Below are 23,149 nucleotides of genomic sequence, written 5' to 3' on the forward strand. Positions count from 1 at the left end.
TTGTAAAATTCTGATGTTCCACGTGGTTTCAATCCACGCTCCCGCACGGGGAGCGACGAGCTGACGTTTAGTCGCACTTACCACGACCCTGTGTTTCAATCCACGCTCCCGCACGGGGAGCGACTCAAGTTGTGATTCTTTACCAGGACAACTTGACGTTTCAATCCACGCTCCCGCACGGGGAGCGACTGCAGCTTATCCAATTTCTAAAATGACTCATGAAGGTTTCAATCCACGCTCCCGCACGGGGAGCGACAGCAGCAGCTTGCCGCAATGCAGCCGCAGCCGCCGTTTCAATCCACGCTCCCGCACGGGGAGCGACGCTCGTCGCAGAGTGTACGGATTCGTCCATTGCGGTTTCAATCCACGCTCCCGCACGGGGAGCGACCTCCGGTAGCGGAAGCGTTCGCCGTACCCGCGAGTTTCAATCCACGCTCCCGCACGGGGAGCGACCCGCGGGCAGGACAAGCCGGACACCTACGTCGTGTTTCAATCCACGCTCCCGCACGGGGAGCGACCTGGCGTATTGAATGACGTCGACGGGGACCGGACGTTTCAATCCACGCTCCCGCACGGGGAGCGACAGCAGAAGCTTTACACGCAGTACATGCAAGACCGTTTCAATCCACGCTCCCGCACGGGGAGCGACAGTAATTCGTACCCGATCGAGACCGGTTACACCGGTTTCAATCCACGCTCCCGCACGGGGAGCGACATCCACGTCGCAACCGGTTTAAGCGTCAAGATCGGTTTCAATCCACGCTCCCGCACGGGGAGCGACTCACGGGGATCCCTGGTACGGCCCCGAGATGGAGTTTCAATCCACGCTCCCGCACGGGGAGCGACCGATCACAAAAGAGAAACGCTCATCATGATAGAATGTTTCAATCCACGCTCCCGCACGGGGAGCGACAGCATCGCAATAATCCCTTACCCAGCAAGAGATCTCGGCTCTTTTCCGCGAACCTCGTTCAGCGAAGTGTTTTGTTGGAGGCACAGCCGGGTAAAAATGCCGAGAAGCCTTATCCTGCGGGCTGCGCGAACCTCCCTGGAAAATGATGTGAGCTTGGGGTTCGCGAAAGCAGCGATCGTCTTCATTTTATCATAGATAGGTTAAAAAAACGGTTTTTGGCCTAGAAGATTTCTCCAATTTTAACTCAGTACCTGCAACTTCCTGCCAGCCGGAAACGTTGTAACCTGTAGACATATAAGCTATACTGGGAGGTTATCGCAGTGACCAAAAACCATCGAGTAAAGACAGCAGCTACTATACTGGTATTATCCCTTGTTCTTGCCGCATGCGGAGCGAAGGGCAATGAGCCCGACGCGCCCACGTCCACCCCGTCGCCGACGGCTGCTCCTACGGAGACGGCGCCCGAGCCGACGGAATCGGCTTCGCTTCCTCCGACGCAGGATTCGAGCGAGCTGATCGCCAAGCATTATCGGGAGCTAACGCTCGCAGGAGCCCCCGCCCAGGAAGCCTACTCCGAATTGAAGAAGTCGATGGAACAGGTGCAGCCCGCTCAAGCCGACGAATTGATTCGGACGCTTGAGCAATTTTACGAGCAGGATTTGCCGAAAGCCGAAAAGTCGTTCGAGGAACCCGAAGTCCAGCAGGAGCTGTCCGAGCTCGACTGGCCGATTACCGAGCAAGCGGTCGCGGAGCTGAAGGACGAGGAAGTGCGCACGCTCGTGGAGAACACGGTTGCCGGCGGCTACAAGGTGGAGACCGCGGAAGGCTACTATTTTCCCGTAGTGGACTATGGCAGGCTGCTGACGTACAGCGATCAGGTGACGATCTCGATGAAGGCCTACCTGGATCTGAGGGCGAGGGAATCCGACGCTCCTTCCGCCAAGGATGCCGCGCTGGTCATTTCCTGGGATGAGTTGGCCTCCAGGCTTCTCGCCTCCGAAAGCTATCTCGTCACGTTTCCCGATACTCCCGAGCGCCAGAAGGCCGAATACAGCTTCCTTCGCTACTTGAGCTTCTACTTCATCGGGCTGAGCAATACGCCGATTTTCGATTATGAGACGTTTGCCATTCGTCTGGAGCTGCAAACTCAGTACGAGCAGATGGCCGCTTCCCACGGGGAGACGATCTCGGGCCAATTCGCGAAAGAATTTCTGTCCATCCTCGAAGAGTCGAAGGGGCAGTTGTTCGTTAAGAGCGACAATGGCGAGCAGACGGACGTCCCAGCCGTGAAGAAATTCCGCGACAAGCTGCAGGACGAAGCGCTGGCCAAGCTCCCCGCCGCAAAAAACAACTAAACAGAGCCAAAATCGCATACAGGAATTCCCCCTCCCTCCGTCGAATTCTAATATCCAGAAAACGTTTTCCATCACACAAAACATTCTGGCGCGGAGGGACTTTTTATGGCCAAAATTCAATTCCCGAAAGATTTCGTCTGGGGGACGGCAACCGCCTCTTATCAGATCGAGGGGGCTTACCAAGAGGACGGCAGGGGACTGTCGATCTGGGACACGTTCTCCCATACGCCGGGCAAAGTGTTCAACGACGACAACGGCGACGTGGCGTGCGACAGCTATCACCGATATGAGGAAGACATTGCCCTGTTGAAAAAGTTGGGGGTGAAGGCGTATCGATTCTCGATCGCCTGGCCCCGCATTTTCCCGCAAGGGACGGGTGACGTGAATGAGAAGGGGCTGGACTATTACCGGAAGGTCGTGGACGCCTTGCTCGCCGCGGGCATTCAGCCTTGCGCGACGCTGTATCACTGGGACCTGCCGCAGGCGCTGCAGGACAAGGGCGGCTGGGACAACCGCGAGACGATCGACGCGTTCGTGAACTACGCGGAAGTGATGTTCAAGGCGTTCGACGGCAAGATCAAGCAGTGGATTACGTTTAACGAGACGTGGTGCGTCTCGTTCCTGTCCAACTACATTGGCGCCCATGCTCCGGGCAATACGGATCTGCAGCTGGCGATTAACGTCGCCCATCACTGTATGGTCGCGCATGGCGAGGCGGTCAAGAAGTTCCGCGAGCTCGGCATTAAGGGCGAGATCGGTACGACGCACAACTTGTACTGGTTCGAGCCGTACACGACTTCGCCGGAGGACATCGAAGCGGCCCGCCGCAACCGCGCGTTCAACAACGAATGGTTCATGGACCCGACGTTTAAGGGCAGCTACCCTCAGTTCATGGTCGATTGGTTTAAGGAGAAGGGGGCGACGGTGCCGATTCTGCCGGGCGACATGGAGACGATTGCGCAGAAGATCGACTTCATCGGGGTCAATTTCTACAGCGGCGGCTTCGGGCGGTACAAGAAAGGCGAAGGGCTGTTCGACTGCGAAGAGGTGCAGATCGGCTTCGACAAGACGTATATGGATTGGAACGTCTACGCGGAAGGGCTGTACAAGGTGCTGAGCTGGGTGCATGAGGAATACGGCGATACGCCGATCTACATTACCGAGAACGGAGCCTGCTACGAGGACGAACTGACCGAGAGCAACCGCGTCCATGATGTCAAGCGTACCGAGTATTATCGGAAACATTTTATTCAGTGCCATCGCCTGATCGGTTCCGGAGTGCCTCTGAAAGGCTACTTCGCCTGGTCGCTGCTCGACAACTTCGAATGGGCGGAAGGCTATCGCAAACGCTTCGGCATCGTCTACACGAATTACGAGACGCTGGAGCGCCATCCGAAGGACAGCTATTACTTTATCCAGGACGTCATTGCCAATGACGGGTTCGAGGTTTAAGCGCGAGTCTCAGGTCTAACGAAAAGCAAGCCCCCCGGCCGACCGGGGGGCTTGCGATCTATCCGGCGCCTAAACAGCTAACCTTCCATAATTTTCTGGGCAGTCGCTTCATCCGTTACGAGCATCTGGATATGGCCTCCCCGCAGAGCGGCCCTGATGCTCTCGATCTTGTGCAGGCCGAAGGCCAGCCCGACGACGTTGCCGGCTTGCCGGAGCTGCTCCAGCCCGACGCCGATGACCCGGCGGTTGATCGGATGCGCGACGATCTGTCCGTCCCGGTTAATGAAGCGGGAGTTGATGTCCGCGACCGCATCGAGATCCTTCAGCTCGCTCAGCACCGTTTCGTTCAAGTAGCCGTACCTCTCCATCGTGGACATCGAGTACGGATTGCCGATGCCGACGAGCGCCAGATCGACCCGCTCCCCCTCCTCCAGCACGTGCACGATGTTCGGCAGCGTGGCGATCTGATCCCGCAGCTGCTCCGTCTCCACGACGGACGGCGCGTACAGCGATTCGCTTTTTCCCCCGAGCTTCTTGGACAGTTCGTACGCGATATGATTGGAATGCACCTCGGTGCGCTCGTTGCCCATGCCGCCGATCAGCGGCACGATTTTCACGTTGTCCTTCTTGTCCAGCGGAAATTCCCTCACCATATGGTACAGCGTGTTGCCCCAGGACACCCCGACGCGGTCTCCGTTCTTGATCAGCTTCTGCACGAACAGGGCGGCGGCTTTGCCGACGGCGCTCGTCACCAGCTCCTTGTTCAAGTCCCGCGTAGGCACGACCAACACTTGCTTCAGATTATAGGCAAGCTCGATTTCCTTCTCCAGCTCGGACGTCTGCTGCGGATCGTCGTGCACGATAATTTCGACGACGCCGATCTCGCGCGCCTTCTGAATCATCTTGGAGATGATCGGACGCGAGATGCCGAATTTCTCCGCCAGCTTCTCCTGCGTCCACGATTCGTAGTAGTAAAGCTTGCATATTTTCACCATCAACCGGATGTCTTCGGAGCTCATCCGCAATCCCAACTTTCTCTTACTCGGTGCTGAAAACCGGGCTTTTTGAACGCTGCTTTTACTCTGCTTAACTCTACTTAAACTCTCTACTAGTATACACGATTCGCCTCCGCAGACTAGGAAATCCCCTCGCCGAAACCGCCGATTCCGCAAGTTTAACGCTGCGATTACATTCGTGTGACATTCGACGAATCTACCGAATTTACAATTGTTTTGTAAGCGAACATATGTAAAAAGCAAGCGAAGACAGTCGAGGTGAAAGGATGGATATTACCATTTTGGGATACTGGGGAGGTTATCCTTCGGCGGACGGAGCGACGGCCGGTTACTTGATCGATACGGGCGAGGGGCAGATTTTGCTCGACTGCGGCAGCGGGGTGATGAGCCAACTGGTCAAGCACACCCGGGTCGACAAGCTGGACGGGGTCATCCTCTCGCATCTCCACTATGACCATATGGCGGACATCGGCATTCTCCAATATGCCGCGACGGGAGCGATCCGCAACGGGAAAATGCAAGGCAAGCTGTCGCTGTTCACCCCTTCGGAGCCGGTGAACGTGCTGTCGACCTTGTACGGGAACCATTCCGAAATTACGATCATCGATCCGGCCCAGCCGGTGAAGCTAGCCGGCGCGCGGGTCGAATTCGTTCCGGTCGATCACACGATTCCCTGCTACGCGGTCAAAATCACGTACCGGGGCAAGGTGCTCGTCTATTCGGGAGACACGTCGTATTGCGACTCGCTCGTCGAGCTGGCGAAGGACGCAGACATTTTCCTGTGCGAGGCGACGATCTGCGAAGGCAGCAAGCATACGACAGGAGCCGGCCATATGGACGCCAGTCAGGCCGGCATGATCGCGGGCAAGGCCAACGTGAAAAAGCTCGTGCTTGTCCATCTTCCCGGAGACGGGAATTTCGAGCATATGCGCCAGTCGGCCAGCGAAGCGTTCGGAGGTCCGGTCGAGCTGCCCGACACTTCCCGGATGTACACCGTATGAGCGCCGGGCAACCGAGGCGTCGGCTGCTGGCGCTGGATATGGACGGCACGCTGCTGGACGGCGACAAGCGGATTACGGACGAAGTTCGCCGGGCGCTCGCCGCTTATCTCGGGCAAGACGGATTGCTGACGATCGCCTCGGGCCGGTTTCCGGCATCCGTATGGCTGCACGCCAGAGAGCTGGAAATGAACGTCCCGCTCATCGCGCTGAACGGCGCGGTCATGCTGGATCAGCAAACAGGCGGCCTGCTGCAAGGAAGTCCGATAGAAGCGGACGGCTTGATCTCGCTCATTCGTCTCGTGCAGGAACGCGGAGCTTATGTTCATCTCTACGGCTGCAACGAGCTGTACGTCGAGCGGCTGAACGAGATGAACGCCCGCTGGCCGCTCGCCAACGTGGTCGTAATTCCCGGCCGCGAACTGACAGAGAGCAACTACCGCGAGCAGACAAGTCTCATCCGGGTTATCCCGGTTGGCGACCTGACGAGCTTCGCAGGCTCGGACCCGAGGCCGGTATACAAGGCGACCGTCATCTGCGACAATCCCGGCTTGATCGACGAGCTGCTGGACGAGCTTGCCGTGCGGAACGCCTTCGCGCTGACGAGGACGGGCAGACGACGCTTCGATGTCAATGCGTCCGGCGTCAGCAAGCGCACCGCGCTGGAGCTGCTGTGCCGGGAACGCGGAATACGGCCCGAAGAGGTGGCGGCGATCGGAGATTACGATAACGATATCGAGATGCTGCGATGGGCCGGACTTGGAATCGCGATGGGCAATGCCGAAGAGCGCGTGAAGCGGGTCGCTCGCGCCGTAACGGGCAGCAACCGGGAGAACGGCGTCGCGCGCGCCGTATGGCATCATCTCATAGATCATTAAACAGACAAAGAGGAGAGAAACACACATGTTGAAGAAAAGCACGATTCTGGCTTTGCTGGCCGCGACGGTTATCGTCGGCGGATGCGGCGCGAAATCGAATAACAACAATACAGGCAGCGCAGGGGCGGCGGAACCGTCCGCTCCGGCCTCTTCGCAAGCTTCGCCTTCGGCCGAAGCGCCCGCTCAGGCTTCCGGACAGATCTCGTTCTACACTTCCCAGCCGGAAGAGGACGTCGTCAAGCTGATCGCCGCGTTCAACAAATCCTATCCGGACGTGAAGGTCGAGACGTTCCGCTCCGGCACGGAGGAAGTCATCGCCAAGCTGCAGGCGGAGAAACAGGCAGGAGGCGTTCAAGCCGACGTGCTGCTGCTGGCCGACGCCGTTACCTTCGAGGGCTTGAAGCGCCAAGACCTGCTGCTCTCCTACAAGTCTCCCGAGATCGAGCATATTCCTGCCGAGCTGGCCGACCCGGACGGCATGTACACGGGAACGAAAGTGATGGCTACCGTCATTACGGTCAACACCGACCAGGTGACCAGCCTGCCGACATCGTGGAAGGCGCTGACCGCCGCCGAGAGCAAGGATGCGGCCATTATGCCGAGCCCGCTCTACTCCGGCGCCGCCGCTTACAACGTAGGCGTATTCTCCCGCACCGACGGCTTCGGCTGGGAGTTCCTCCAGTCGCTTAAGGACAACAACATGACCGTGATCAAAGGAAACGGCGCCGTTCTGAAAGCCGTAGCCAGCGGAGAGAAGGCGTACGGCATGATCGTCGACTACCTCGTTCCCCGCGAGAAGGCGAACGGCTCCCCGATCGATCTGGTTTATCCGGAGGAAGGCGTGCCGCTCATCACCGAGCCGATCGCGATTCTGAAAGGCACGGACAACGAAGCCGCCGCGCAAGCTTTCGTCGACTTCGTACTGTCGGAAGAAGGCCAGAAGCTGGCCGCGGAGATCGGATATACGCCGATTCGCGAAGGCGTAACGCCGCCTGCCGGACTGAAGGGCATCGCCGATTTCCACATTCTGTCCGGCGATCTGGCGACGCTGACCGACGAGCGCGAAGCGGACAAGAAGCAGTTTACCGATCTGTTCGGTAACTGATCGCGGAGCTGACAGCGGATGGCTACTTCCGACACTTCCGTCCTGGAGACGGGGATGAAGAAGGGCGGCGGGACGTTCCCCCGCTCTCTTCTCTCCGCATCGTCCTTAGGCAGATACGGGCTGCTGGCGTTCGGCGCGGCGGCGACATTCTTCTTCTTCGTGCTTCCGATCGCCAAGCTGCTGCTGCTGAGCGTGCAGAACGAGCAGGGCTTCACGCTGAGCTATTACTTCGAGCTGTTCCGGCAGGAGCGGTTCTGGAAGGTGCTCAGGCATACGTTCGTCATCGTGCTCGGATCGACCGCGCTCTCCATGGCGCTGGGCATCGTCGCCGCATGGCTGATGGCCTACACCGACCTGAAGCACAAGAAGCTGCTGAACCTGCTGATCGTGCTCGTGTTCGTGCTTCCGTCCTACGTGCTTACGCTGAGCTGGTCCTCCTTCATGGGGACGCAGGGTTTGATGGCGAGCTTCCTGCAGCTGTTCGACGCCGGGGCGAAGCCTTGGAGCATGTACAGCGCGGGCGGCATTATTTTCGTCATGGGCATTCATCACTTCCCGCTCGTCTACCTGTTTACGCTTAACGTATTGAAAAAGATCCCGAGGGATCTGGAATGGGCCGCCAAGACGGGCGGCGCCGGCAAGCTCAAGACGATCGCGCGGGTGACGCTGCCGCTCTCGCTGCCCGGTATAACGGCCGGCGGATTGCTCGTCTTCCTGGCTTCGCTGGACAACTTCGGCATTCCCGCTTTTCTCGGGACGCCGGTCAATATCAGCGTGCTCAGCACGCTTATCTATGAAGAGATTATCGGCTTCGGGCCGTCCGCGTTCGCGCGCGGAGCGTCGCTGTCCGTGCTGCTCGGCGTGATCGCGATCGCGGGAACGCTGCTGCAATGGTTCACCGTCCGCAAGAGCAAAGCGACGGAGACGGGGCGTATGGACGACGAACCCCGCTACGCGCTGGGAAGAGCCCGCGCGTGGGTCGGAGGGGCGATGTGGGGCGTGCTGATCCTCATCACGATCGTGCCGCTGCTGTCCATGATTACGTTGTCGCTGCGCAAATCCTACGGCGGCAAGCTGAATTGGAGCACCATGACTTTAGACAACTACCGTTACGTTCTGTTCGACAATCCGGTCATCTGGCAGGCGATCAAGAACAGCCTCGTTCTATCGTCGATTACGCTGGTCGTCTGCCTCGTGATCGGCACGCTGTTCGCCTTCTACAGAGTCAGAAAGCCGTCCAAGCTGAACAAGCTGGCCGAGCTGGCGATCTCGATCCCGTATACGCTGCCGGGCATCGTGTTCGCGCTGTCGATGATCCTCGTATGGATGGAGCCGGTGCCGGGCTGGAATCCCGGCATCTACGGAACGACGACGATATTATTGATCGCTTACGTGTGCCGCTTCCTGATTCTCCAGATCAGGTCCGGCGTGACCGCCTTCATGCAGATCGACGCTTCGATGGAAGAAGCGGCCCGCGTCTCCGGCGCAGGTCCGTGGACCCGTTGGCAAGCGATTCTGCTGCCGCTGCTCCTGCCCGGAATCGTCGGCGGGGGGCTGCTCGTCTTCCTGACCGCGCTCACCGAGCTGACCGTATCGGCGCTGCTGTACTCTTCGGGAACGCAGACGATCGGCGTGACGATCTTCGGCTTCGAGCAGGCCGGGAAGACGCTGTATTCGACCGCCTTGTCCAGCTTGATCGTGCTGTTTATTTTCGTCGGAGCGGGACTGCTTCAGCTGCTGCAGAAATGGACCGCCCGCAGAGGAGGAAACAATTAATGAGCATTCAACTTCACGACGTCGGCAAAACATTCGGAAGCTACACGGCGCTCTGCAACGTCAATCTGAATATCGCCGACGGAGAGTTCGTCGCCATTCTCGGCCCTTCCGGCTGCGGCAAAACGACGCTGCTGCGCATGCTGGCGGGCTTCGAGCAGCCGACCTCCGGTGAGATCCGGATGGACGGCGAAGTCGTCGCCGGCGCAAGCACGCTCGTACCGCCGGAGAAGCGGCGCATCGGCATGGTGTTCCAGCATTTCGCGCTGTGGCCTCATATGAACATTTACGAGCATGTCCGTTTTCCGATCCGGACGCACAAGAAGACGCCGAAGGCGATCCGCGACAACGAAGCGTCGCGCATTGAGCAGGTGCTGGAGCTGGTCGGCCTGTCGCATCTGTCCCAGCGCATGCCGCACGAGCTGTCCGGCGGGCAGAAGCAACGGGTTGCGATCGCGCGGGCCATCGCGGCCGAGCCTTCGCTGCTGCTGATGGACGAACCGCTGAGCAGCCTGGACGCGCTGCTGCGCATGAACATGCGCCGCGAAATCCAGAGCGTGCACCGTCAGACGGGCTCGGCGATCGTCTACGTGACGCACGATCAGGGCGAAGCGCTGTCGATGGCCGACCGGATCGTCGTCATGAAGGAGGGGCGGATCGAGCAGATCGGCACGCCGCAGGACATTTATTTGAGGCCGGAGACCGAGTTCGTCGCGCAATTCGTCTCCAAGGCCAACCTCGTTCGCGGGCATTGGGACAACGACTTGTTCATCCCGGAAGGCTCCGGCAGCTCCGTGCAATGGCGCGGCGCCGGGGTGGCCGGCTACTTCAAATCGAACGGGCTGTACCCGGTCAGGCCGGATCAGTTGGAGCTCGGTCCCGCTCGCGAGGGCGGATTGGTCGGCCAAGTGGCCAACGTGCAGTTCCAGGGCAAGGAGTTCAACTACGATATCGTCGCCGCCGGCCAGCAGTGGGAGGTCGTCTCCCCCGTGCCGTACAAGCTGCACGACCAAGTGTCGGTGACGATTCCGGAGCGGGAGCTTCAATATGCTTAAGACGAAGCGCGTTTTGTTTTTCGATATCGACGGCACGCTGCTCGACGAGCGCAAGCGGCTGCCGTCCTCGGCGAAGGAGGCGCTGAGGCGTCTGCAGGAGGCCGGGCACGAGCTCGTGCTGGCGTCGGGCAGATCGCCGTTTATGATCGCCCGGTTGGCGGAGGAGCTGCGCATCGACTCTTACGTCGGCTTTAACGGCCAATACGTCGTGCTGAGAGGGGAACGGATTTATACGAATCCTTTTCGCACCGACGATCTCCGCGCCCTGTCCGGGTTTGCTTCCCGCCGCGGCCACCCGCTCGTCTACCTGAACGAAGGGCAGATGCGTGGCAGCGTGAACTATCACCCCTATGTGGACGAATGCATCGGCTCGCTAAGGCACGAGCATCCGGCATGCGACCCGCGTTTCTATGAACGGACCGACGTGTACCAGACGATGCTGTTCTGCCGGGAAGGGGAGGAACGTCCATACGAGGAGGCTTTTCCCGGTCTGCGGTTCGTCCGGTGGCATCCCCGCTCCGTAGACGTTCTTCCGACCGGAGGGTCGAAGGCGAATGGCATCGCGCAGCTGATCGGCAGGCTGGACTTCGACCCGGAGCAGGCCTACGCTTTCGGCGACAACCTGAACGACGTGGAGATGTTCCGGTATGTCGGCCACAGCGTGGCGATGGGCAACGCGCCCGAAGCGGTCAAGAAGCTGGCGCGTTACGTGACGACAGCCGTGGATCGCGACGGCATCGCCAACGGGCTTCGTCTGGTCGGATTGCTGAATTGAACCGTCCGCCCGCGCAAAAGGTTTTCTTCCCCGGCGATTATCCGTTACAATAAAGGAAAGCCTTACGCCGAAAGAGGATTCCGCCATGAAAGTCGTCTTAGCGACACTGAACGCCAAATACATTCACACCTCGCTCGCCCTGAGATATTTGAAAGCCTACGCCCAGGACGAGTTCGACATCGACATCGCCGAATATACGATCAAGGACCCCGCCATGGCGGTTGCCTCCGATCTGTTTTCCAAGAAGCCCGACGTGATCGGGTTTTCGTGCTATATCTGGAACATCGAAGAGACGATCGTCATCGTGGACATGCTGCGCAAGGTGCTGCCCGAGACGAAGATCGTGCTCGGCGGTCCGGAAGTTTCCTATGATACGGACTATTGGATGAACCGGCTCTCCTCCGTCGACTTTATCGTGATGGGGGAAGGCGAGGAGACGTTCCGAGACCTGCTGCGGCAGATCACCGGGGAACGCAAATATCACTTCGTCTTCGGCCTGGCCTATCGCAAGGACGGCGAGGTCGTCATCACGCCGGGGCGCCCGAAGCTTGACCTGAACGCCATACCGTCGCCCCACAGGTTCCAAGAGGACATTCCTTCGCTGCGCAACCGCGTCGTCTACTTCGAGACGAGCCGGGGCTGCCCGTTCAGCTGCCAGTTCTGCCTGTCCAGCATCGAGGTCGGCGTTCGCTACTTCGATATGGAGCGGGTGAAGGCAGAGCTGACTTACCTCATCGACAGCGGCGCCAAGCTGATCAAGTTCGTCGACCGCACGTTCAACATCAAGCGCGATTACGCGATGGAGATTTTTCAGTTTCTGATCGATAACCACAGAGGCTGCGTGTTCCAGTTCGAGATTACCGCGGACATCATGCGTCCGGAGGTGCTCGATTTCCTGGCCGAGCACGCGCCTCCGGGCGTTTTCCGCTTCGAGATCGGGGTGCAGTCGACGAACGATCCGACGAATCTGGCGGTGCAGCGCCGTCAGAACTTCGCGAAGCTGACGCGCACCGTCGTCAAGGTGAAGGACAGCGGCAAGATCGACCAGCATCTGGACTTGATCGCCGGCCTGCCGCATGAGGATTACGATACGTTCCGCAAGACGTTTAACGACGTGTTCGCGCTCAGGCCCGAAGAGCTTCAGCTCGGCTTCCTGAAAATGCTGCGGGGAACGGGGCTGCGCAACGACGCGGCCAAGTTCGGGTATATTTATTCGGAGCGCGCGCCGTACGAGATGCTCGGCAACGACCTGATGCCGTTCGGCGACATCGTCCGGATCAAGCGGGTGGAGGACGTGCTGGAGAAATTCTGGAACGCCCACCGGATGGACCGGACGATCGAATATTTGGTCGGAAGCGCCTATCCGTCTCCGTTCGACTTCTTCCAGGCGTTCGGGGATTATTGGGAGGAGCGGGGCTGGAGCCGGATCGGCCATCAGCTCGAGGATCTGTTCTCGCGGCTGTGGGCGTTCCTCGAGCACGACGCGCGGCCGGAGCTGGACCGCGACGTCGCGTTCGGCCTGCTGCGCATCGATTACTATTTGCAGCACAAGTACAAGCCTCGCAAGCTTTGGTGGGAAGACCGTCTGGACAAGCGGGATTGGTCCGCTGGGCTGAAGTACGCGGCGGAGCAGCTCGGCGCGGACGAGCGCGAGCTGCAGAAGAAGAGCGCGCTGGACCGGCTGCCGTTCGATTACGGCGCTTGGGTGCAGGAAGGCCGGGTCGATCGCGAGCGGCCGTCGCTGCTCGTCTTCCAATACTCGGGCGAGGAAGCGGGGCCGCAGTTGCTGGCGCTGCCGCTTCCGGAGGGGATTGCGGCAGTTAAATAAAAGGGCGAGAGGTGGATAAGGAACATGGTTTATTTGGCGAACAAAGAACGTTACGCATCGATGAAATACAACCGGGTAGGACGCTCGGGGCTGAAAATTCCGGCGGTGTCGCTCGGACTCTGGCACAACTTCGGAGGCATCGATTCCTTCGAGAACGGCCGCGCATTGGTGAGGCACGCCTTCGATCTGGGAATCACCCACTTCGATCTCGCGAACAACTACGGACCGCCTCCGGGATCGGCGGAGGAGATGTTCGGACGGCTGCTCGCCACCGACCTGAAGCCTTACCGGGACGAGCTCGTCATCTCGACGAAAGCCGGCTATTACATGTGGGAAGGCCCTTACGGAGAATGGGGCTCGCGCAAATATTTGCTGTCCAGCCTCGATCAGAGCTTGAAGCGGATGGGGCTTGACTACGTTGATATTTTCTACCACCACCGTCCAGATCCCGATACGCCGCTGGAGGAAACGATGGCCGCGCTCGACCATGCGGTCCGCTCCGGCAAGGCGCTCTATGTCGGCATCTCCAACTACCGCGCGCCGGAAGCGAAGGAAGCGATCCGCATCCTGAAGGAGCTCGGTACGCCGCTGCTCATTCACCAGCCGCGCTACAGCATGTTCGACCGCTGGATCGAGGACGGGCTCCAGGACGTGCTGGAAGAGGGCGGCGTCGGCTCCATCGTGTTCTCGCCGCTGGAGCAAGGGCTGCTGACGAACCGCTATCTGAACGGCATTCCGCAGGATTCGAGAGCGGCGGGAGCGTCCGTCTTCCTGAACGAAGGGAACATTACTCAAGAGAAGCTGGACAAAGTGCGCAAGCTGAACGAGATCGCGGAATCCCGCGGGCAGACGCTGGCGCAATTGGCGCTCGCATGGGTGCTGCGCGGGGAGCGGGTGACGAGCGTGCTGATCGGCGCGAGCAAGACGTCCCAGCTCGACGACAACGTCGCGATGCTGAAGCGGCTCGACTTCTCGGAGGACGAGCTGGCTCGGATCGAAGCGATTTTGAAGTAACGGATGGGGGCTGCCCCATAAGTGGGGTCGTACAAGATTGCCGATGAAAAAAAAGAATGGGCATCTATCTTCCGGAGACACCGGAGGGAGATAGATACCCGTGACTATCCATCCATCGATGATCGTTCAGTACGACTCTACACTTAGGGGCAGTCCCCTGTTTTATGGAGCCGGTAATCGATACGCTGGAGGGGAAATACCGGATGAACCACGCGGTAGGAAGAAGAATAGAAGAGCTGGAGCGATTGGCTCCGCCATTGACGGCGCAGCCCGATCTGGACGCGTATTGGGACGGGGAGCTTGAGCGGTATGCCGCCAAGCCGCTGAACGCGACGAGAACGCTCGTCGAGACGCCGTTGGCGTTCATGGAGACGTACGACGTCGCGTACGAGGGCTTCGACGAGACGCCGATTCGCGGCTGGTACTTGCTGCCGAAGTTTCCACGGAGAGACGACCGCAAGCTCCCGTGCGTCGTGCTGTACCACGGATACGGGGGAAGCCGCGGCTATCCGGAGGATTACGCCTCGTACGTACTGATGGGCCTCGCGGTATTCGCCATCGACGTCCGCGGCCAGGCGGGGGAGACGGGTAATCTGATGCCGCAGCCGTACGGCATGACGAGGGGCTGGCTGACGCAGGGCATCCTGGATCGGGATACGTGCTACTACAAAGCGATCACAATTGATGCGCTCAAGGCGCTCGATTGGGCCGCCGACCAGCCGGAGGTAGACCGGAGCCGGATCTGCGCGATGGGCGGCAGTCAGGGCGGAGGACTCGCGATGATCGCCGCGGCGCTGTCCGACAAGCCGGCGATCGCGGTCCCTCATATTCCGAACATGTGTCATATGGATTTCGGCATCCTGAACTCGGCCAGCTCGCTGACGGAGGCCGCTTCGTTCGTGGAACGATTCCCCGGCCATCTGGAGGCGGTACTGCGCACGCTCAGCTACTTCGACAACATGAACCTGGCGCATCGCATTCGCATCCCGGTATTCGTCACCGTCGGCCTGAAGGACCCGGTCACGATGCCGGAGACGATCTACGCGGCGTACAACCGGATCGAAGGGGATAAGCGCATTGCGCCGTTTCCGTTTACCGGCCATGCGGTTACCGGGGAGATGCAGCGTCAGGCACTGGATTTCATCGCTTCAAGGCTGCTGTAGTAGCCCGTCGATAATGCGCATTCTCCCGCTTGTCGACCAGCTCATGCCGACCCAGTTGGGCGTGCTGCGCACGCGATCGTTCGCGACGGCCCGGATGGCTTGCCATTCCGGGCTTTCTTGCATGCCGGCGAAGATCGTCTCGTCCTCCGGGTAGAAAAAGACGTTTTGCACGAACAGATGGTCGGTGTCCATATCTGGATATTTGTCGGGGGAAAATTCCACGTTCATCGCGTTGGACGGCACGCAGAAGCCCGGCTTCAGCCCGAGATCGCGGTAAATCAGATCGTTCATCGGGTGGTTGGACAGTCCTTGGATACGAATCAGCTTGTGAATGACCCTCATGATCGTTACCGTCTCGCTGCCGTAACGCTCCCTCAGCGGCCCCCTCGCCTCCTCGATTTTGCGCTCGAGCAGCTTGAAGTTGCGCTCGGCCTCCGCCTCCCTGCCGACGATCTCGGCGATTCTCCGGTTGTTGACCTGCCAATCCATACTCAGGCTGATGACGACCGTAGGCGCGATCTGCTTGAACTGCTCCAGGAACGGCCTGTGGTAATCGTCGCACAGAATCAGATCGGGCGCGGCTTGGCGCATTTCGGCGATTTTGCCGGCGACGATCGTCTGGTGCGTGCTTCGATCCATCGTTTTGGCTTTGTGGCAGTTCGCCCAGTAGACCGGGGATGCGCCGAGCGACTCCAGCATGTCCTGGAAGCGCAACGTCGAGGCCGCCGCGATCCGCAGGTTTTTTCTGCGGACGAAATGGGACGGGGACATGCCGACATGCCGCTTGAACATTCTGCTGAAATAGAACTCGTTGCCGAAGCCGCTGTCCGCCGATATGTCTTTAATGGAGCGGGTGCGCTCCACGAGCATCTGCTTCGCCTGCTCGATGCGGTAACGATTCAAGTAATCGATCGGCGACAGGCCGTACATTTTCTTGAACTCCCTGGAGTACGAGGTCGGGGTGAAGCCGGAGATGTCGCTGAGCGTCTCCAGCTTGATTTTGTCCCGAAAACGGCTGTGAATATAATCGAGGCTCTGCGCGACCCCTCCGCCGATCCACCTGCTTCCGTCCCCGGACGCAGCAGCGGAGAGCAGTTCGTGCACGAGGTGGTGGAACAGAAGATGAAGCCTGCTTCGTCCGGCCGGATCGACGCTTCGGACACGGTGCAGCTCCGCGATTCGTTCCGTCAGCGAAGCGGGGTCTTCTACCGGCACTTCGCCGGCGGGCCACAAGCGATCCAGCCAACACTCTTCGCCTCCCGCCCCTTTCTCCTCGTTGCCCCGTGTTTGCCATTTTCCCCTGCGCTTGATCAACATCGGCGTTTCTACGAATAACAAATAGAGCTTCGTGTCGGCGCCGCGGTCGACGAATTCGACCTGCGTGCCGAGAGGCAGGTGATAGAGAGCCCCGGACTTGACGACGACGTAGTGGGAATCTCCGATCGTCGCGGTTCCTTCTCCGTCCGTCACGTAGACGAGCATGCGGGCGGGCGCCCGGAAGCGCCGAATGCCCGCCGCCGCGCGCAGCGACCGGCGGTAGACCGATGAGAGCAGCAGCAGGGAACCGGAGCTGCGGCCGGTCCGATCGGTGTTCATGCAATCTCCTCCTGGGCGTATCGAGATAAAATCGGGCATTTATTCTGGATAGGATCGGACATGTACATCGAGAGTCCCTCTCATTATAATTGATAAAGATTCTCATTATCATCATAATTTTTCTTACAAAGGGGAGCTTCTCGTCATGCTGTTCAGATCAAGGAAACATCAAGCTATTGTTGCGGTTATAAGTCTGCTGCTCATTATGCTTGTTGCCGCCGCGTGCGGCAATAACGGCAATTCCAGCAATACCGGAAGTTCTTCTCCGGCGGCAGCGCAAGCTTCGCCCTCCGCTTCATCTACCGTTTCTCCATCGGAGTCCCCGTCTCCTGCCGAAAGCGCGGGCGCGGCAACGAGGGTCGTGCAGGATGCGTTCGGAGAAGTCGAAGTTCCGACGCATCCGGAAAGAGTCGTCGTGCTGAACTCTTCCGGTCTGGATAACGTGCTCGCCGTGGGCGTCAAGCCGATCGGAGCGCCGTACAGCATATCGGTCAACGCGAACTTCTTCGCCCATCTGGCCGAACGGACGGACGGCATCGAGAATACGGGCACGACGGACCAGCCCAACCTCGAGTCGATCGCCAAGCTGAACCCCGACCTGATCATCGGACAGCGGGATACGCACGAAGCGGTGTACGAAGACCTGAAGCGGATTGCTCCGACCGTTCTGACCGAGCGGGTCACCGGCGATTGGAAAGGGCTGCTCCGCGATCAGGCGGACGCCGTCAACAAGCTCGGGGAAGCGGACCGGCTTATCGGCGAATTCGAAGCGCGCATCGCGAAGTTCAAGACGGACATGGGGGATAAGCTCGCGAACGTGACGGTCAGCCTCATTCGTCCGCGGGAAGACCATATCCGCATCTACACGGAGAATTCTTATGCCGGCGCTATCGTCAAGGAAGCGGGGCTGGCCCGTCCGGCCAATCAGCAAGGCGTATCGGGCCAGCATATCGCGATTACCGAGGAGCAGATCGGGGACATGGACGCGGACGTCATTATTTCGTTCGGCAGAGAGAGCGAAGCGGCGTATTTTAACGAGAAAATCCAGACGAATCCGCTGTGGGGCACGCTGTCCGCGGTGCAGAACGACCGGGTCCATATGGTCAACTGGGAAACGTGGCTGAGCGGCCAAGGCATTCTGGCGTCCAATCTGATCCTGGACGACCTGTATCGCTTCTTCGGTGCGCAGTAAGGAGCTCGGTTCGGCGATGCGTCCGGCGGGAATCGTCATCGGCCTGCTGCTGGTCGCCTTCTGCCTGGTCGTCAGCATCGCGTTCGGCAAGCAGGCCATCTCTCTGTCCGAAGTGTACCGGTCCATCTTCGAGTTCAACGGGTCCAGGGAGCATTTGATCGTGCGGACGGTGCGCGTGCCGCGGGCGCTGATCGCGATGGCTGTCGGAGCTTGCCTGGCCATGGCCGGAGCGATCATGCAGGCCGTCACCCGCAACGCTCTGGCCGGGCCGGAGCTGTTCGGGGTCAATCAAGGGGCTGCTTTCCTCATCGTCATCCATCTGTATTTGATGGGCGGCGTGTCCGGCTCGTCGGCGATTGCGTATGCGTTCGTCGGTGCAGGGGCCGCGGGGCTGACCGTCTATCTGCTCGGCACGATGGGCGCGAGCGGGTTGACCCCGCTGAAGCTGATCGTAGCGGGAGCGACGATCAACCTGCTGCTCGGAGCGCTGACGCAGGGCATATTGGTGTTCGACGAGCGTTCGCTCGATACGATGAGGTTCTGGCTGGCCGGATCGCTTACGGGAAGAAGCACGTCTCTGTTCGCCGAGGTGGCGCCCTATATGCTGATCGGCGTCGCGGGGGCGTTGATCATGGGGAGACAGATCAACCTGCTCAGCCTCGGCGAGGAGACGGCGCAGGGGCTCGGGCTGCGCACCGGCCTGGTCAAGGCGCTGTCGCTGCTCGCGGTCGTCCTGCTCGCCGGCTCGTCGGTGGCGATCGCCGGGCCGATCGGCTTCGTCGGGCTCGCCGTGCCGCACATCGTCCGCTATCTCGTCGGCCAGGATTACCGCTGGGTGCTGCCGTATTCCGCGCTGGCCGGAGCGGCGCTGCTGCTGACGGCGGACATCGCGGCTCGGTTCATCGTTCCTTCCCAGGAAGTATCCGCGGGCGTCGTGACCGCCGTCTTGGGAGCGCCCTTCCTGATCTATCTGGCGCAGAGGAGGGCATAACGAACGATGGAGACGGTAAGAAACAGAGGCGCATCGTTTGTCCTTGTCCTGTCGGCGCTCGCCGCGCTTAATCTGCTCGTTCTGCTGCTGCAGATCGTGCTGGGGGATTTCCCCATTCCCGCGGCAGAAGCGCTTCACGCGTTGTTCGGGGCGGGAAGCGAGCGGTTCGACCTGGTCGTGAACCGCTTCCGGTTCCCGCGCGCGCTGGTTGCCTTCCTGGCCGGCGCGGGTCTGGCGCTGTCCGGCACGATTCTGCAGGGCATCACGCGCAATCCGCTCGCTTCGCCCGGCGTGCTCGGGCTCAATTCGGGAGCGGCGCTGGCCGCGGTGGGCTGCATGGTGCTCGCTCCGGGCGTTCCCGTAGCGATGCTGCCCTTCGCCGCCTTCGCCGGCGCGCTGCTGGCGGCGCTGCTGTCCTACGCGTTGGCCTGGAGACGGGGGCTGTCGCCGGTCCGACTCGTGCTCGTCGGCGTCGGCATCGCCGCGTCGGCGGGGGCCGTCGTCAGCTTCCTGCTCACGTTCACCGATCTGGCGCAGGCGAAGGCGGCCGTGATCTGGATGTCCGGCAGCGTCTACGGCCGGAGCTGGGAGCATTTCTGGCCGCTGCTGCCGTGGCTGGCCGTCGGCTTTCCGGTCGCGCTGCTGTTGTCGAGAAGCCTGGACGTGCTGCAGCTGGGAGATTCGCTGGCGACCGGCCTCGGGACGAAGCTGGAGCGGGTCCGCGCGCTGCTGCTGCTCGTGGCGGTCGCCTCCGCGGGAGCGGCCGTCGCGATGGCCGGCACGATCGGCTTCGTCGGCTTGATGGCGCCGCATCTGGCGCGCTTCATCGTCGGCTCCATGTCGCGGCGGCTGCTCCCCGCGGCCGTGCTGACAGGCGGCCTGCTCGTGAACGCCGCCGATCTGCTCGGCCGGACGGTCGCGGCGCCGCTGGAAATTCCGTGCGGCATTCTGATCGCCCTGATCGGCGCGCCGTACATGGTCTATTTGCTGTTCAAGAAGCGCAATCAATAAATCGTCGAAGGGAGCGATTCGCATGGGGACGGACGGTTATCCCGTAGCCGAGACGCTGCGTCAGCGCAGGACGATCCGGCAGTTCAAGCCCGACCCGGTACCGTTTCCTCTGTTGCTGGAGCTGCTCGATACCGCCAACTGGGCTCCCAATCACGGGCTTCGCGAGCCGTGGAGGTACATTCTGTATCAGGGAGAGGCGCGCTCCGAATTTACGGAGGCGGTGCTAGGTTCGATGTCCGCGGAGGACAAGGCGAAGTACGCGGAACAGAGAATCAGGGACTATGCGGTCATTCCGTGTCACCTGATCGTCGTCATGAAGGAAGATCCGCGGCAGAAGCAGTGGGAGGAGGACTTTGGGGCGGCGTGCGGTTGGATTCAAAGCTTTCAACTGGCGGCGTGGGAGCGGGGAATCGGCGTCGTATGGAAAACGAATCCGTACATCTACTCGCCGCACTTTCGCCGGGCGGTCGGCGTAGCGGACGGGGAGAAGGTCGTCGGCGTGCTTCACGTCGGTTATCCGGATCTCATCCCCGACCCCCGGCCCCGCTCCCCGGCCGAATCCAAGCTTACGGTGCGGGGATAGAAGGTCGGCAGGGCTTCATATCGGTCGGTTACCCGGATCTCGTTCCCGCCCCCAAACATGTTGTCAGGCTAAGCTACTCTCCCGGAGTTGATGAGCAAGCGCACTCGGGATCGAGATCGAGTGACAGGGAATCGCCTAAGACGATGGGGTAACGTTATTTGATTCGCGGCAAGGTGGGTGAAGTGAGGTTAGCATTATGGCCTAACGCTATTGTGTTGAGCAAAGGCGATATTGTGGGCATAGGGAAGAGATAACGCTACGCCATCGCTCTATTGACCGCTCCCCGAGTCCGAATCGGTCAAATAGCGCTACGCCGTAGCGTTATCAATTCCACCACCCAACCCGGCAGGTCGTTGTTCCTATAAACGAAATGCCAAAACCCCTTCAAGCACCCGATGTACGACATGTCTGATTCGGCGCTTACCTGTCCTTGTACAGCTCCCGCATCACGTGTCCGAGCTCGGGCACGATCAGGCGAGTCATCGCCAGGCGCACGGCGCCGGTTGAACCCGGCATCGAGAAGACGGCGGTCGATCCGATCGTGCCGGCGATGGCGCGGGACAAGATGGCGGCCGAGCCGATGTCCTCGGTGAAGCTGAGATAGCGGAAAATTTCGCCGAAGCCCGGCATCTCCTTATGCAGCTGATCGCGGACCGCTTCGAACGTCGTGTCCCTGCCCGCGATGCCGGTGCCTCCGTTCAGCAGCACCGCCTCCACTTGCGGATTTTCCGCCGCCGATCGCAGCAGCGCCGCGATGCCTTCGTAGTCGTCCTTCACGATCGCGTACTCGGCGACCGTATGCCCGGCTGCTTCCAGCAGCTCGCGAATGAGCTGTCCGCTCTTATCTGTCTCCGGCGTGCGCGTGTCGGAGACGGTAAGGATGGAGCAAGCGACGCTGGAGGGAGCTTCCCGGCGGTGCTGCTCGGTCGAATTCGATGTCAATGCCAACGTCTCCTTCTCTATCGGTTTCCTAGAAAATAACAGATATTCGACACGGAGACAAGCGACAAAATGCAAACCGTCGAACGTTCCGCCCGCTCAGGCAGGGGACGGCGTTCGACGGTTTGCGCTTTTACTTGTAATGAGAAGTCTCGAAGATGAACACTTCGCCTTCCAGGTCGCTGACGGCCGGCTCGACGTAGATCGTCACGTAGCGGTCTCCCGTGAATTTCGATACGTTCAGCTCGATCTCCGTGACGGTTCCTTTGGGGATGTTCGCCGTTTTGAGCTGTTCTCCGTTGTCGTCGGTGAACCGTACGACGGCCGCTTCCGTGCTCGCGATATGCAGCGCCAGCGTGGCGTACTTGCCTTTAGGATAGACGTACAGATTTTGATAACCGTAAGGGATGTACAGCAATTTGCTGTATTTCTTACCCGCATACGTCAGCTTGTCGGACTGTCCGGAATGGATTTCGTAGCCGCCCGCTTCATACTGCGATTCGAACAGCGGCAGTGTCTTAGGCGCCTCCGGCAGCACGGAGGAGGCCTCCTTGTCGTTCGTGTACTTGGAAGTGTCGAAAATATAGACTTCGCCGTGAAGATTGTCGTGGAACGGTCTCGCATAGATGGTGACGTATTGATCTCCGGTGAACTTGGATACGTCCAACGTGACCGTAGATACGACGCCCTTCTGAATCTCCGCGGTTTTCAGCTTTTCCCCGCCGGCTCCGAGGAACTCGACGACCATGACTTCGGAAGCGCCGATCTGCAGCGACAGGACCGGATATTTTCCCTCGGGATACACATAGAAATGTTGATAGGGTTCAGGAGAATATAAAACCCGGCTGTATTTCTTTCCGGCGTACGTCAGCTTGTCGGATTGTCCGGTATGCAGCTCGTAGCCGCCTTGCTCATAGCGGGAATCGAACAGCGGCAGCGTTGCCGCGGACGGAGCCGAACCGCCGCTGCCGCCCGTTCCCGAGGACTTGCCGGAGGCGACGTGGATCGTTAAGGTTGCGGACTCGTACTTAATATCCAGGCCGAGAGCGCCGGAGATGGCGCGGACCGGCAAGTAAGTCGTCCCTTTGTAGCTCAGCGGAGGAGCGCTCGGCGTCCACTGGGCGCCGTCGATCAGAAACTTCAGGTTTGGATCGGCTTTGGCGACGACCGGCTCCAACCCGCGGGACTTCTCGCCTGCAGCCGTTAGTCCGCCTCCCGGAGCGGACGCACCGGATTTTCCGGTCAAAATGATAATGGAGCCGCTCGCCGCTTCGTATTTGATATCGAGGCCGAGCGCGTTCGATACGGCCCGTACCGGCAAGTAGGTCGTTCCTTTGTAGCTCAGCGGAGCGGACGGGGAAATCCAATCGCGGCCGTCGATCCGGAATTTTAATCTGTGGTCCAGATTGGCGTTAACGGACGCGGGGGCCGCAGCGGAGAGCGAGCCTGCTCCCAGGCCGAATAATACAAGGCATGCGATCAACAAACGGACGGTTGACTTCATCAAAATCG

19 protein-coding genes and 1 CRISPR repeat array (1 of these 20 only partly in view) are annotated in these 23,149 nt (G+C 60.1%); of the genes, 15 read left to right on the plus strand and 4 right to left on the minus strand.

What is annotated here, in order from left to right; genetic code table 11:
• Window positions 1–913: direct repeats of the CRISPR family, unit length 32 nt; unit sequence GTTTCAATCCACGCTCCCGCACGGGGAGCGAC (it extends 1,161 nt beyond the left edge of the window).
• A 320-nt stretch (window positions 914–1,233) separates the two neighbouring features.
• The gene (locus B0G52_RS14285) at window positions 1,234–2,268 is read left to right on the plus strand and encodes a hypothetical protein (protein WP_094045384.1); all 1,035 of its coding nucleotides are present in this window, start codon (window positions 1,234–1,236) and stop codon (window positions 2,266–2,268) included.
• Between the two features lie 105 nt (window positions 2,269–2,373).
• Entirely contained in the window at window positions 2,374–3,720 is a 1,347-nt protein-coding gene (locus B0G52_RS14290; protein ID WP_094045386.1) for a GH1 family beta-glucosidase, read from the plus strand.
• Window positions 3,721–3,797: 77 nt separating this feature from the next.
• Here the strand turns inward: B0G52_RS14290 and B0G52_RS14295 are convergent, their stop codons facing one another.
• The gene (locus tag B0G52_RS14295) at window positions 3,798–4,739 is read right to left on the minus strand and encodes a sugar-binding transcriptional regulator (RefSeq protein WP_094045556.1); all 942 of its coding nucleotides are present in this window, start codon (window positions 4,737–4,739) and stop codon (window positions 3,798–3,800) included.
• Window positions 4,740–5,002: 263 nt separating this feature from the next.
• On the opposite strand from B0G52_RS14295, the gene B0G52_RS14300 reads away from it, so the two are divergent.
• From B0G52_RS14300 to B0G52_RS14340, 9 genes are all read left to right on the plus strand, one after another.
• A complete protein-coding gene (locus B0G52_RS14300) occupies window positions 5,003–5,737 on the plus strand; it encodes an MBL fold metallo-hydrolase (RefSeq protein ID WP_094045388.1) in 735 nt (244 codons plus the stop codon).
• Window positions 5,734–6,612: an HAD family hydrolase gene (locus tag B0G52_RS14305; RefSeq protein ID WP_094045390.1), complete on the plus strand. Its 879-nt coding sequence runs from the start codon at window positions 5,734–5,736 to the stop codon at window positions 6,610–6,612. The genes B0G52_RS14300 and B0G52_RS14305 overlap by 4 nt, the downstream gene beginning before the upstream one ends.
• Window positions 6,613–6,637: 25 nt before the next feature.
• The gene (locus B0G52_RS14310) at window positions 6,638–7,717 is read left to right on the plus strand and encodes an ABC transporter substrate-binding protein (RefSeq protein WP_094045392.1); all 1,080 of its coding nucleotides are present in this window, start codon (window positions 6,638–6,640) and stop codon (window positions 7,715–7,717) included.
• A gap of 18 nt (window positions 7,718–7,735) precedes the next feature.
• On the plus strand, window positions 7,736–9,493 hold the full coding sequence (locus tag B0G52_RS14315; protein ID WP_094045394.1) for an ABC transporter permease: 1,758 nt from the start codon (window positions 7,736–7,738) through the stop codon (window positions 9,491–9,493).
• Window positions 9,493–10,545 (plus strand): ABC transporter ATP-binding protein, encoded by a 1,053-nt coding sequence (locus tag B0G52_RS14320; RefSeq protein WP_094045396.1) that lies wholly within the window; start codon window positions 9,493–9,495, stop codon window positions 10,543–10,545. Before B0G52_RS14315 ends, B0G52_RS14320 begins: the two co-directional genes overlap by 1 nt.
• Window positions 10,538–11,320, plus strand: a complete 783-nt coding sequence (locus tag B0G52_RS14325) for a Cof-type HAD-IIB family hydrolase (protein ID WP_094045398.1) — start codon at window positions 10,538–10,540, stop codon at window positions 11,318–11,320. Before B0G52_RS14320 ends, B0G52_RS14325 begins: the two co-directional genes overlap by 8 nt.
• 85 nt (window positions 11,321–11,405) lie before the next feature.
• The gene (locus B0G52_RS14330; RefSeq protein WP_094045400.1) at window positions 11,406–13,148 is read left to right on the plus strand and encodes a B12-binding domain-containing radical SAM protein; all 1,743 of its coding nucleotides are present in this window, start codon (window positions 11,406–11,408) and stop codon (window positions 13,146–13,148) included.
• A gap of 24 nt (window positions 13,149–13,172) precedes the next feature.
• Window positions 13,173–14,162, plus strand: a complete 990-nt coding sequence (mgrA, locus tag B0G52_RS14335) for an L-glyceraldehyde 3-phosphate reductase (protein ID WP_094045402.1) — start codon at window positions 13,173–13,175, stop codon at window positions 14,160–14,162.
• Between the two features lie 164 nt (window positions 14,163–14,326).
• Complete coding sequence (locus tag B0G52_RS14340) at window positions 14,327–15,325, plus strand: acetylxylan esterase (protein WP_369827056.1); 999 nt, start codon at window positions 14,327–14,329, stop codon at window positions 15,323–15,325.
• Here the strand turns inward: B0G52_RS14340 and B0G52_RS14345 are convergent.
• Entirely contained in the window at window positions 15,311–16,921 is a 1,611-nt protein-coding gene (locus tag B0G52_RS14345) for an AraC family transcriptional regulator (RefSeq protein WP_158223712.1), read from the minus strand. The genes B0G52_RS14340 and B0G52_RS14345 overlap by 15 nt on opposite strands.
• Window positions 16,922–17,066: 145 nt before the next feature.
• Between B0G52_RS14345 and B0G52_RS14350 the strand changes: the two genes are divergently transcribed.
• Genes B0G52_RS14350 through B0G52_RS14365 form a run of 4 tightly spaced genes read left to right on the plus strand, consistent with a single transcriptional unit; the run spans window position 17,067 to window position 20,698 of the window.
• Entirely contained in the window at window positions 17,067–18,113 is a 1,047-nt protein-coding gene (locus tag B0G52_RS14350) for an ABC transporter substrate-binding protein (protein WP_094045406.1), read from the plus strand.
• Between the two features lie 16 nt (window positions 18,114–18,129).
• Window positions 18,130–19,104, plus strand: coding sequence for a FecCD family ABC transporter permease (locus B0G52_RS14355; protein WP_094045408.1), 975 nt, complete (start codon window positions 18,130–18,132; stop codon window positions 19,102–19,104).
• Between the two features lie 6 nt (window positions 19,105–19,110).
• Window positions 19,111–20,115: a FecCD family ABC transporter permease gene (locus tag B0G52_RS14360; RefSeq protein WP_233162669.1), complete on the plus strand. Its 1,005-nt coding sequence runs from the start codon at window positions 19,111–19,113 to the stop codon at window positions 20,113–20,115.
• Window positions 20,116–20,137: 22 nt separating this feature from the next.
• Complete coding sequence (locus B0G52_RS14365) at window positions 20,138–20,698, plus strand: nitroreductase family protein (protein ID WP_094045410.1); 561 nt, start codon at window positions 20,138–20,140, stop codon at window positions 20,696–20,698.
• Window positions 20,699–21,118: 420 nt separating this feature from the next.
• On the opposite strand, the gene B0G52_RS14370 is transcribed toward B0G52_RS14365, so the two are convergent.
• Together B0G52_RS14370 and B0G52_RS14375 are read right to left on the minus strand one after the other, a co-directional pair.
• Window positions 21,119–21,640, minus strand: a complete 522-nt coding sequence (locus B0G52_RS14370) for a MogA/MoaB family molybdenum cofactor biosynthesis protein (RefSeq protein WP_094045412.1) — start codon at window positions 21,638–21,640, stop codon at window positions 21,119–21,121.
• Between the two features lie 130 nt (window positions 21,641–21,770).
• A complete protein-coding gene (locus B0G52_RS14375; protein ID WP_094045414.1) occupies window positions 21,771–23,141 on the minus strand; it encodes a copper amine oxidase N-terminal domain-containing protein in 1,371 nt (456 codons plus the stop codon).
• Window positions 23,142–23,149: the final 8 nt, after the last annotated feature.

This window comes from Cohnella sp. SGD-V74, from assembly GCF_003001675.1.
Classification (GTDB): domain Bacteria; phylum Bacillota; class Bacilli; order Paenibacillales; family Paenibacillaceae; genus Cohnella.